General features: G+C 42.0%; 12 protein-coding genes. 3 read left to right on the top strand and 9 right to left on the bottom strand.

Annotated elements, in window-relative coordinates; translation table 11 throughout:
- The first annotated feature begins 282 nt into the window (after nt 1–282).
- Nucleotides 283–918, top strand: coding sequence for a hypothetical protein (locus tag LC454_RS02550; RefSeq protein WP_223578876.1), 636 nt, complete (start codon nt 283–285; stop codon nt 916–918).
- 56 nt (nt 919–974) lie between these two features.
- Here LC454_RS02550 and yajC read toward each other — a convergent pair whose 3' ends face one another.
- Genes yajC through LC454_RS02530 form a run of 4 tightly spaced genes read right to left on the bottom strand, consistent with a single transcriptional unit; the run spans nt 975 to nt 3,885 of the window.
- Nucleotides 975–1,295: a preprotein translocase subunit YajC gene (gene yajC, locus LC454_RS02545; protein WP_120258318.1), complete on the bottom strand. Its 321-nt coding sequence runs from the start codon at nt 1,293–1,295 to the stop codon at nt 975–977.
- A gap of 26 nt (nt 1,296–1,321) precedes the next feature.
- A complete protein-coding gene (locus LC454_RS02540) occupies nt 1,322–1,783 on the bottom strand; it encodes a DUF1573 domain-containing protein (protein WP_120258319.1) in 462 nt (153 codons plus the stop codon).
- 14 nt (nt 1,784–1,797) lie between these two features.
- Nucleotides 1,798–2,745, bottom strand: a complete 948-nt coding sequence (nusB, locus tag LC454_RS02535; protein ID WP_108632211.1) for a transcription antitermination factor NusB — start codon at nt 2,743–2,745, stop codon at nt 1,798–1,800.
- A gap of 60 nt (nt 2,746–2,805) precedes the next feature.
- On the bottom strand, nt 2,806–3,885 hold the full coding sequence (locus LC454_RS02530) for a Glu/Leu/Phe/Val family dehydrogenase (RefSeq protein ID WP_120258321.1): 1,080 nt from the start codon (nt 3,883–3,885) through the stop codon (nt 2,806–2,808).
- Between the two features lie 181 nt (nt 3,886–4,066).
- Here LC454_RS02530 and LC454_RS02525 point away from each other — a divergent pair, with 181 nt between their 5' ends.
- Nucleotides 4,067–5,848, top strand: a complete 1,782-nt coding sequence (locus tag LC454_RS02525; RefSeq protein ID WP_223578873.1) for an ABC transporter ATP-binding protein — start codon at nt 4,067–4,069, stop codon at nt 5,846–5,848.
- 134 nt (nt 5,849–5,982) lie between these two features.
- Complete coding sequence (locus LC454_RS02520) at nt 5,983–6,327, top strand: hypothetical protein (RefSeq protein ID WP_120258323.1); 345 nt, start codon at nt 5,983–5,985, stop codon at nt 6,325–6,327.
- 130 nt (nt 6,328–6,457) lie between these two features.
- Here the strand turns inward: LC454_RS02520 and LC454_RS02515 are convergent, their stop codons facing one another.
- From LC454_RS02515 to LC454_RS02495, 5 genes are all read right to left on the bottom strand, one after another.
- Nucleotides 6,458–7,702 (bottom strand): MFS transporter, encoded by a 1,245-nt coding sequence (locus LC454_RS02515; protein ID WP_223578871.1) that lies wholly within the window; start codon nt 7,700–7,702, stop codon nt 6,458–6,460.
- Nucleotides 7,703–8,028: 326 nt separating this feature from the next.
- Complete coding sequence (locus LC454_RS02510; protein ID WP_223578867.1) at nt 8,029–9,120, bottom strand: dipeptidase; 1,092 nt, start codon at nt 9,118–9,120, stop codon at nt 8,029–8,031.
- A 1-nt stretch (nt 9,121) separates the two neighbouring features.
- On the bottom strand, nt 9,122–10,228 hold the full coding sequence (locus LC454_RS02505) for a D-TA family PLP-dependent enzyme (protein ID WP_223578864.1): 1,107 nt from the start codon (nt 10,226–10,228) through the stop codon (nt 9,122–9,124).
- 10 nt (nt 10,229–10,238) lie between these two features.
- The gene (locus LC454_RS02500; RefSeq protein ID WP_120258327.1) at nt 10,239–10,703 is read right to left on the bottom strand and encodes a RidA family protein; all 465 of its coding nucleotides are present in this window, start codon (nt 10,701–10,703) and stop codon (nt 10,239–10,241) included.
- A 33-nt stretch (nt 10,704–10,736) separates the two neighbouring features.
- Nucleotides 10,737–12,065 (bottom strand): gluconate:H+ symporter, encoded by a 1,329-nt coding sequence (locus tag LC454_RS02495; RefSeq protein ID WP_223578861.1) that lies wholly within the window; start codon nt 12,063–12,065, stop codon nt 10,737–10,739.
- Nucleotides 12,066–12,075: the final 10 nt, after the last annotated feature.

The raw sequence follows: 12,075 nt of genomic DNA, 5'->3' as shown, positions 1-12,075 counted from the left end.
TTCCTAAAGTTAAAATCACTTTTGAAAGTCAAAGTATCTAAGGGAGTGCTCTTCATCATGTTAGGTACAAGATAATAATTGCTTATTACCAACTTTTGAATTAATAGGGTAAATACAGGGAGTTAACAGGGGGTTAACAGGGGTATTACAGGGCTAAATCCCTATTAACCCCCTATTAATACACTGTAAAAATAGTGTTACTTGACTTTTAATCGCGGATTTGATATTAACTTGGTAATAAGTTGTATACCAACGATTATAAACCAATAGAAAGAAACGACTATGGCAATTTTACAAAATGGTCCCAATGGCCCTATTACCGGAAAATTTGGTTCTGTCAGTGCTTATATATTGAATGGTCAAAATATTGTACGCGGCCCTAAAAGAAAACGTACCTCCCCGCCCAGCGAAGCAGAGCTTCTCAACAGAAAAAAACAAAAAGTTGCCGGACGATTTGCTGGAGACAATAGCGCAATATTTGATTTCGGTTATCAGTCCCTCGCAGAAAAAGGCAGCCGGATAGGTGCATTCCAATTAGCTCAGCGCCATATTTTTAAGGAGGCCATGGAAATGGATCCAGATAATAACCCTTTCGTTAACCCTGAAAAGCTACTTGTATTTGCGGGCCAGCTAGTCCCATTGACTAACTGTCAAATCAACCTTCATGGCGATGTGATCAAACTTAAATGGGCTCCCAATGCGCAATATGAAGATAGTATATACAAAATCAATCTCGCACTCATCGGCTTGTATGGAGAATCTCATTTGAGAACCTCAATCGCCGAAGTGAGACAGGGAGCCTGCTCATTACAATTTAATGGGATAAGTAGAAAAAATTGTGATTATCACGCTTATGTGGGTATATGGGATACCCTGCGCGACAACTTTTCAAATTCCATCTATTGTGGAGTAATATAAAATAAATAAAGCCAGTCCCTTTTGGAGACTGGCTTTCAATTTTTTAAAGAAAAACCTTATGAAGCGCTTTTCTCCGTTGCATTTGCAGCTTTTGAAGCATCTAAAGCAATGGCAGACTTGTCAAAACGAATTCTCACGCCTGAACCTACATCTACCAAGAAAGTAGTGTCAGATACCTCTACGATGCGTCCGTGGATGCCCGCAGTAGTAACAACTTTAGAGTTTACGCCCAATTCTTCAATATATTTCTTATGGTCTTTTTGCTTCTTCATCTGTGGTCTGATCATGAAGAAATAAAATACAACAATGATCAAAACCATTGGTAAAAAACTCATCATGCTACTCCCACCTGCTGCTTGTAATAATACTGTATTCATCTGTTATTATATCGTTTAATAATGTGTTATTTTGGTAATACTTCGCCCTTTAGCTGAACAGTCGTCATACCGTTGGAAGCATTCGATTGGATCGTGATGATCTTTTGCTGCTTACCGACCTGTCCCTCACTCTTGAAAGTCACATGGATATCCGATGTTCCTCCCGGTAAAATTGGGCTTTTTGAAAACTCAGGCTGTGTACAGCCACAAGAAGCAGTCACTTTGGACAAAATAACGGGCGCATCACCTGTATTCTTCAATACGAATGTATGTTTCACTTCTGCACCCTCTTTGACCTGACCAAAATCGAAAGCCGACTCTGCAAATTCTACCTTACCCAATTGTGCCGCAGCTTTAGAAAGACTGTCTGTTGCTACTGCCTCAGTTCCTGTCTTAGCAGCTTCTTCTTTTCCTTTTTGAGAATTTCCGCAAGAAAAGAAAAGCACTGATGCCAAAGCTAAAACTGAATATTTACTAAAGTTCTTCATTTGTTGATTGATCTTTAATCCCTTAAACCACGACCTGCCTTCTGGATTCTTCCCTGTTGGTTCAAGTCGCTTAATATTTTATCTAAGATACCATTAATAAATGTATTACTTTTCAATGTACTGAATACCTTAGAAATTTCAATATACTCATTTATTGTCACTTTCACAGGAATAGATGGAAAATTCACCAATTCGCATATTGCCATGCGCATCAATAGGGTATCCATCAAAGCAATACGATCTGATTCCCAGTTTTTTGTCTTATCAGAGATCAGTTTCTGATACTCATTTGTATTGCGGATTGTCTTACCCAACAAGGCAATGACATAATCGCTATCATCGTTCCAGTTTTGCGTGATTTCAGCAAGCTTGTTTTTACGCGGATCTTCTGAACTGAAGTTCTTAAAAGTTTTCGCAATCAATGCTTGCAACACTTCTTTATCGACAGGCCAGTTGATAAATTTCTCCTCAAAAACCTGCTCGATAACCGGTGATTTCAAAATGATCTTTTTAAAGATATGTTTGATGATATCTTTTTCGGTACCGATCGAACGATCTTCTTGCTGTAAATACTCCAAATAAGCTTCAGAATCTTTTAGCTGTAAAAATACCGTGCGCACGATCTCCGGATCAAAGCTCCATGAAATCTTATATTTTTTGACTCCCTCGGCATACTGCGGATTTTGTCTTAATGACTCAATAAAAGTATTTGTACTTAACTTGGTCGTTAGAGACAAGTCTTTTTCAGTTGGCAAAAACTTATTGGCTCTGCCTTCTGCGTCTATCAATACATAATCAGATACCTCATCCAATAGATTCAGTGTCCAAATATACATCTCGTAGACCTCATCCACATTTTTTAATAGTGCTTTTTCAAATGTTTTGATGTCTTTGTCTTCTGTAAGACTGTACGCATAAAGCGTTTGCACTACTTTTACCCTCAGGTGTCTCCTGTTTAACATAGTAATTTTAAAGAACGATTTTTTATAAACTAATAAATAAGAACGATTTTGGAAAGAAGACTATCTTTTGATTTTTTTAATATCTTGGATACGCTTCTCCGCAATGCGATTGGCCGCTTCAAAAGTAGAGATATTCTCTTCTTTTGATTTTTTCAACACGTCTCTAGTCGCATTATATATGTTTTTGATCACAAACTCCGTGTGATCCACACCATAATTCTGAATTTCTGAATAACAGCTAATCAATGCACCTGCATTGATCAAGTAGTCCGGTGCATACAATATACCTCTTTCGTGAAGAATAGTACTCGTCGCTACTTCATCTTTCAGTTGGTTGTTTGCTGAACCTGCAATAATTTTACATTGCATTTTTTGTGCAGACTCTGGATTTACCGTACCGCCCAATGCACAAGGTGAATAGACATCAAACTCATGGTCGAATACCTCATTGTATGGAATTGGCTCTGCTTTGTATTTCGCCGCCACCTTAAGCATTTTCTCTTCCGTAATGTCACTTACATAAACACGTGCATTTTCTTCACGCAACATGGCGATCAATCGCTCACCAACGCTACCTACTCCGTGTACAATAACTTTTTTGCCTGCTACACTCTCCGATCCGTACAACTCTTTCAAACAGGCTTTAATTCCGAAATAAACACCTTGGGCTGCAAAAATTGATGTATCTCCAACACCACTACCGTGAATTGCTTTTGGCAAACCAGCAACATGATCTGTCTCGGTATAAATATATTCTAAATCACGCTGGGTGGTACCCACATCCAAAGACGCAATGAAATTACCATTCAACCCTTCTATAAACTGGCCCAAACGGCGCAATAAAACCTCAGATTTGTCCAAACGACTGTTACCAATAATAACAGCACTTCCGCCACCCAAATTCAATCCAGTGATTGCAGATTTATAGGTGATGGCCTTGGATAAACGTAAAGCATCCTCAATAGCTTCTTCTGTAGTTTCGTATGGCAACATACGAACTCCTCCTATTGCCGGACCCAATGTGGTATCATGGATCGCAACAATAGCTTTTAAGCCCACTAATTCATCATTACAGAAAAATAAGTTTTGATGGCCAGACTGGCTCATCAATTCAAAAATAGAATTTTGAGATGTTGACATAAAATGTACTACTCTAATTTGTTTTAATTTTTTAAGGTACTTGATGCAAAAGTAGGAAAATTATTCGTTGTGCATAATATCTTTTTTTATCCAAGACTTAACATTTGATTTCCCAATGACAGTAATTTCATCGAAATATAAAGCAGAGTTGACGAATTAGTCCTATTTTTGTACCCATAATATGAAGGATCTCGCTTACTTAAATAAGTACTTTTATAAATACCGCTGGAAACTGGTTCCAGGGGTGATTTTTGTCATCATTTCCAATTACTTTGGGGTGCTCCCCGCCAAAGTAATCCGTGAAGCGTTTGACCTGGTACAGGAAAATATTTATCTCTACCGCCTATTCGACGGATTTGACAGACAGGAGCTTATTTATAAGGTATTTGGCACGAGTCTGTTGTTCTTTGGGTTTGTGGTCCTGCTACTTTCTCTCCTGCGGGGTATTTTCCTATTCTTTATGCGGCAGACCATTATTCTGACTTCCCGTTATATCGAGTATGATCTTAAAAATGAAATTTACAACCATTATCAAGAACTGAATTTCGGGTTTTTCCGCAAAAACAATACGGGTGACCTAATGAGCCGTGCAACGGAGGATGTCAACCAGGTACGTAATTACCTGGGGCCAGCCATTATGTATGCCATTAATACCGTGGTACTGTCCATCATGGTCATTTATGCAATGTATAGTGTGAATGGAAGACTGGCGACTTATGCATTGGCGCCTATCCCTGTCCTATCTGTCATTATCCTTTTTGTCAATAAAATCATCAATAAGCGCAGCTTAAAAATCCAAAAACAGCTCGCAAACCTCTCCTCCTTTGTTCAGGAAACCTTCGCTGGAATCCGTGTAATCAAGACTTATACCCGGGAGCAGAACAAAATGCAGGCCTTTGAAAAGGAAAGTACAGTCTACCGCAACACAGCTCTGGATCTGGTTAAGGTACAAGCAGTTTTCTTTCCGCTTATCTTATTGCTGATCGGTCTCAGTACTGTCATCACCATCTATATCGGCGGGATTGAAGTTGCCAAGGGAACGGTCACAGCCGGAAATATTGCTGAATTTATTATCTATGTCAATCAATTGACCTTTCCGGCCATGTCTTTAGCATGGGTGACCTCACTGGTACAACGTGCCGCGGCATCACAAAAACGGATCAATGAGTTCCTTGAAACCCAATCGCCAATTGCCAATGGGAAAATAGATAAAGAAATCGTAGGTGAAATCAAGGTAGAAAATATCTCGTTCACCTATCCCGAAACAGGCATTCAGGCCATTAAAAATATATCATTCCAGGTACCTATCGGAAAAACACTGGCTATCATCGGAAAAACGGGTTCCGGCAAATCTACTTTGGCCAACCTATTACTGCGGATGTACGATATAGATCAGGGTAATATCCAATACGATGGTATTGCTTTAAAGGATCTCAACTTCAAAAATCTACGTCAGCAAATTGGTTTTGTCCCACAGGATGTATTCTTATTTTCGGATACTATTGCAAATAACATTGGTTTCGGACTGGATCATTTCACACAGGAACAAATCGAACAAGCCGCTAAAGACGCTGCTGTATATGATAATATTATCGCTTTTGAAGATGGTTTTGAAACTGCTGTTGGAGAGCGTGGTATCACCCTATCGGGTGGTCAAAAACAACGAGTGTCCATTGCCAGAGCATTGGTAAAAGAGCCAAATATATTGATCTTTGACGACTGCTTATCCGCTGTTGATACCAAAACCGAAGAAACAATCTTACGCTCATTAAGCCGCATCATGAAGGGCAAAACCTGTATTTTCATTGCCCACAGGATTTCAACCATCAAAAATGCTGACCATATTCTTGTCATGGATCAAGGTCAGATTGTCGAACAGGGCACCCACCTTGAGTTAATGGAGAAAAGAGGTGAATATTTTGAACTTCACGAAAAACAATTACTGGAAAGCGTCGAAGGATAGTCACTGCTGCCCTAAATAATGGCAGTAAATACTGCACAAAATTAAATATCCCTGAATTCAGCTAAAGAAAACAGGGATTTTCTCTTTTACATTTGCCTTATACATTTACATCACAAATTTATCGTATAAGTATCATGGAGAGAAACTCAGTGCAGAGCACATCATCAAACGAAGGCAAAACAGTTGCTATTATTTCCTATTTAACCCTCATCGGCCTGATCGCTGCCATCATCATGAACAATAAGGAAAAGACTTCTTTAGGTCAGTTCCACATCAGACAAAGTATTGGTATTACCGTCACAGGAATTGCATTGGGCTTGTTGCGCTTTATCCCGGGTATTGGTGGAATAATTATGAGTGTTGTCGGTATAATCTTACTGATCGCTCTTATATTGGGTTTAATTGCGGCATTCTCGGGTGAGAAAAAAGCCCTTCCTTTTATTGGCGAAAAATATCAGCAATGGTTTGATATGATTTAATCAGACCTTATTTAGCCCCTATTTTAGAAAAAAGGCTGTTCAAAAAACCGGAATGAACCCCAAAAGCAAAACAAGTACTTTTGAAGGTCAGTTCAGCGTTTGAGCAGCCTTTTTCACTACTTTGCTAGAATTACTTTATATCTCCTACTGTCTCAACCGTTTTTTCTTCTTTGAAAAAAACAGCAAACAGAAGCAGACAGAAAAATGAAATTCCAGCCGGTATAAACCATAGGTATTCCCAGAACTGATCGGCATAGGCCACTTTGAGGTAATCTGAAACACCACCGGCAACCCAGAATCCGATCAGCATTCCCACACCATACATGGCAATCGTAATCAGTCCCTGCGCCGAAGCTTTATATTTCTCTCCTGCAATCCGATCGGTATAGATCTGCCCGACGACAAACATAAAATCGTAACAGATTCCATGTAGAACGATACCTAAGATAAGCAGAAAAGCCTTTTCCTGCCCATCTCCAAAAGCAAAGAACAGATAGCGTAATGCCCATGCAGCAATACCCAATAAAATCATTTTCTTATACCCTAAACGTCTAAAGAAAAATGGAATCAACAGCAAACAGATCGCTTCCGAAAACTGGCCCAACGCCATTTTTGCAGTAGGATTGGGCATACCGACATTGACCAAAAATGGATTGGCATTCTGATAATAGAATGAAATGGGAATACAGATCACGATGGCCGTAACAAAAAAGATTAAGAAACTCTTTTGTTTTAACAGTCCCAGGGCATCTAAACCAATGGCTTTTCCAAAATCAAATTTTTCATCTTTAACCCGTATCTGCGGTGGAGTTTTGGGAAGAAATAGGCTGAATAATGCCAAAAGCACTGAACAGACCGCTCCCAAAATAAAGGTATTGTGCAGAGTTCCCTGACTTATTGCCTCCGGACTATCCCAACGGAACAGGTAACTGATCACAAGCCCCGAACAGATCCAACCGATTGTCCCCCATACCCTTACCCCCGGAAAATACTTTTTGGCATCTGCGATATGGCGGAAAGCAATACCGTTGGAAAGGGAAACAGATGACATATAAGCCATGAAATACACAAAGACATAGGGGTAAAAATGGCTGGCGTTAGGTGCCTGGGACATTCCATAAAGCAATGCCGCACCCAATAGATGCAAAACCGACAGTACCCGCTCCGCATTAAAATAACGGTCTGCAACAAAGCCAACAAAGAAAGGCGCAAATACAGCCCCCAGGGATTGCGTAGAAAATATATTGGCAACCTCCATTCCTGATGCATTCAGGGACTTGATCAGGTAGGTACCTAAGGTGACAAACCAAGCTCCTTTGATAAAATACTCCAAAAACATCATCAAGGATAATTGGAGGCGTAAAGTAAACGTCATAATGGTCTAGAATTGTTCCTATTTACGAATATATCATTTATTTAGAGGACATATCCACCAGGAAAGCAGCCTTACATGTAACGATCTGCTTACCATAATCTGATTTTATCCTCAACGGTTAACCTTGAAGTAACTTCCCGGAAGACCGCTGCTCTCTAAAGGTCTAAATCTGTGTTTTCAACGATCATTTTTTTTGTCAACGATCATGAACTTAATCGCCAAAGTTGAAGATAACTATAGTATGCTAGGCATCTCGATAGGACGATAGTTATCACGAACTGCTATTACCCAGGGAAGACTTTCCGCTATTCCGGTAAGGTATTCCCTTATTCCGGCAAAGCATTCTGCATAAAACTCAACCAGTTCTGGCTGGCGATTTTTTCAAGATCAGCGCTGCTGTACCCGCGTCGTTTCAATATCCCAAAAACCTTTTGGATATCGGCAATGGTTTCCAGATCGTAAGGACATTGTTCCCGACCAAAGGCTCCATCCAGATCACTCCCTACCCCAACATGATTGACATTGCCCGCCAACTGACAGATATGATCAATGTTATCGGCCATGATTTCCATCGAACAATTGCTGGATTTGGGATCAGATATACCACGTACCCAGTTGGGCACCATCATCCAGGCATCTAAAGCAACGCCGATAACGGCTCCCTTCTCCACCAGAATCTTGATCATCTCATCGCTAAACTGCCGGTTGTGATCCACAAACTTCCGACAATTGTTATGGCTGGCCCAGATTGCCCCATTGTATCTGCCCATCGCATCCCAAAAAGCATCGTCATTAAGATGTGTTGCATCCAGGATCATCCCCAATCGTTCCATTTCCTGCAATAACTGTACACCTTGCGCATTCAGTTTACCGGAGGAATCTGTTCCATTAGCATATCTCCCCGGCCCATAATGTGCTGGGCCGATCGCCCGCAAACCGTAATTGTAGGCAACTTCCACATGACTGATATCCACCAGAGAATCGGCGCCTTCCAAACTCAGCAGGTAACCGATGGGCTTATTTGAGTGATCAGTTCCCCGGGACCACAAAGCACGATGTTGATCCAAATCGCTCTTTGTTTTAATCATTTTCATATGTCCGTCAGCCTCCATGGCCTTGTACCAGGCCAACTGCCCCTGTGTCTGCGCCCAGGCCTGCTCTGCCGAGTACCAACCCGGCAAAGTGCTGTCTGGACGGACAAATCGTGCAATCTGCGTAGCTACAACGATACCGATATTTCCTTTGCGTAGCTCTTCAAAAGTAACTGTAGCTTTTGCCCGGTCGGGCTTATCTTCCATCCCCTGCTCCCTTCGGTTCAATTCCTGAATGGGTAGTCGGAGATCTCTATTCCACTCCATGGCATTCATGCTCAAGTCTAAGTGAGCATCAACCACAAAAGGCATTTCAAATTCGTACATATCAATAATTTATCTTTTTACTTCGCGCAAGCACCTTCCAGACCTGATCCACAACTGCATTGTTGACCACCTGCAATTCGTCATAACAGACAACTGTCGGACAGATATGCCGCGGCACACAGAACAACTCATCACCTATCTTAAAGTCGGCACTGTCCCTGACCTCAACCACGAGATGTTCTTCACTCTGCATTTTAATCTCACCAATCCGCAGGTCAAAAAATTTGACACGGGGCTGCGGCGATTCGCAGGCAACAGACTTGTACCCAAGATCCAAGCAGAGATGCTTGTGATCTACAATGGAAACAACACGTGTCAGCAACACCGCGGCAACTAAAAAGTCCTGTTCCGCATAATTTTCGGCGTAACCAAAATCCCAAAACACGAATGTCCCCGGACTGCATTCTACATCACTACGCTCGGCATGAAACGGAAAACTGGGCGATCCGCCGATCACCTTCGTTAATGGGGTGGTCGTGGAAACCTGCGCCATGACATAAGCCATTTCGAGCAGACTGTAAGCCTTTTGACTTTGTTGCTCACGTACTTTGTAATCTTTATCGTGGATATGGCCATCGTAGCCGTGTACACCGACCAGTTGAATTCCATCCAATAGCTGAATGTCTAACACAAGGCGCTCTATCTGTGCGATAGAAGCTCCAGTACGTCCCATACCAACGTTCACATCAATATAAACTGCGATAGGTCGCCCTGTTTCCACCCCGCGCGCTGATAGCTGTAATGCAGAATCCGCATTATCGACCAGACAGGCATAATGTGTATCGGGGAATGCTTCAATCAGCTGCAGCAAACGATCAATCTTGGGTCCCACAGGCTGATAAGCCAACAGCACATCCTTGGCTCCTACTATACCCAGCAATTCGGCTTCTGCAATGGTTGCACATTTGAATTTGCTAATCCCACGCTCCAGCATCAGCTGACAGACCTCCTTACATTTATTGGTTTTGATATGTGGCCGTAGACGATCCACACGGCCGTCCACAAACTTCAGTGCACGGTCTATATTGCGAACGATACGATCAGGGTAAACCAGCAGTGCCGGTGTATCTACCTGATCGACATTTTGTACCCGATACCAAGTTTCCATGATCAGCTCTTTAATATAACTCGAATAGCGCTTCGATTTCGACCGGGATATTATCAGGTAAAGAGCCGAAACCAACGGCACTCCGTGTACCGATTCCATTTTCTTCGCCCCAAACCGCAGCAAACAACTCACTACAGCCATTGATTACCCCAGGGTGGTACAAGAAATCGGAGGTACAGTTGACCATACCCAATACCTTAATAACACGTTTAATTTTATTTAATGAACCCAAATTGGTTTTGATCGTCGATAACATCGTCAAGCCTACCTGTCTGGCCGCGAGTTTCCCTTCCTCGGGACTGATATCGCTACCAATCCTTCCTATAATCAGAGAAGCATCATCCTGTACCGGCCCATGTCCAGAAAGATAAAGATACTTTCCATCAATAACATATGGTTTATAGACACCTTTAGGTGCTGGTGCCGGTGGTAATGTCAAACCTAATTTCTCAAATTGTTCATCTGCGTTGTACATCGTGAATGATTTTAAAGTTTAAAAATATAATAGCTAATATAAAATTATTTGCAATAGCAAAACAGCAACTAGTCCGACGATGGAAACAATTGCCTCCATAATCGACCAGGAGAATAAAGTGTCTTTGACGCTCAGACCAAAATACTCCTTAAACAGCCAGAAGCCCGCATCGTTGACATGGGAAAACATGAGACTTCCCGCGCCGATTGCCAATACCATCAGATTGGGGTCAACTTTACCCGCTGTAACAATGGGTAATAAAACTCCCGCAGCAGTCAATGCAGCAACTGTTGCTGACCCCACACAACCTCTAATGACTGCAGTAATTAACCATGCTAACAGCAAGGGTGAAATAGGAAGTTGCTGTAGGATATTGGCCAGCAATAAGCTCACACCGCTATCCTCCATGACCTGTTTAAAAACTCCAGATCCGGCAATAATCAATAAGATCATCGCAATATCCCTGACTGCTGACTCATAGATCGACATGACTTTGGGCATGGAACGGCCAAGTTTCAATCCCAATAAGTAGGTGGCCACAACGATCGCAATGACCATGACCACTGTTGTGCTGCCTATAAATTTCAACCAGCGCTGTACGGTGGCATCATCGGTATGGTATATATAAGGTATAAGGGTAAATAAGATAATCAATAGGACGGGTAACAAGGCAACGAACAAACTGGTACCAACCGTAGGCTGCTTGTACTCCTGTTGATCGACTGTTTTTTCCTGCCGAAAGATTGATTCTTGACTCGGGAGCATATTCCGCAGCGAGCGGCCAAAAATAGGGCCACCTAATATGATAGCGGGAATGGCAATCAGAAGACCATATATCAGGGTCAGCCCCATATCCGCATGAAAAAGTGCGACCAGCGCAACTGGTGATGGATGTGGAGGGATAAAACCATGGGTGACCGATAATGCAGCCAGCATGGGCAGCCCAATATATACGGCCGGAAGCTTGTATCGATAAGAAATCGAAAAAATCAGCGGTACCAGCAGCACGAAACCAACCCCGTAAAACAACGGAATGCCCACGACAAAACCGGTCAGCATCAGACCCCACTGCAGGTATTTCTCCCCCATCAGCCGAACCATCTGCACAGCAATGATTTCAGCAGCGCCACTTTCGGCAACAATCTTGCCCAACATGGCGCCCAGAACAATAATCAGGGTCAGGCTTCCCATAACCCCTGCGATACCTTTTTCAACGGTACCGACCAATTGATCCGGCGCAATACCCAAACACAGTCCGCTGAGAATAGAAACTAATAAAAAAGAAAGAAACGCATTAATCTTAAAATAAGTAATGCATAGGATGAGCAAACAAATGCTGATTACAATGAGGATTATGGTCATTATATCAATA

Source organism: Sphingobacterium sp. GVS05A (assembly GCF_019969845.1).
GTDB lineage: Bacteria > Bacteroidota > Bacteroidia > Sphingobacteriales > Sphingobacteriaceae > Sphingobacterium.
This window is presented reverse-complemented; position numbering and strand designations above follow the sequence as displayed.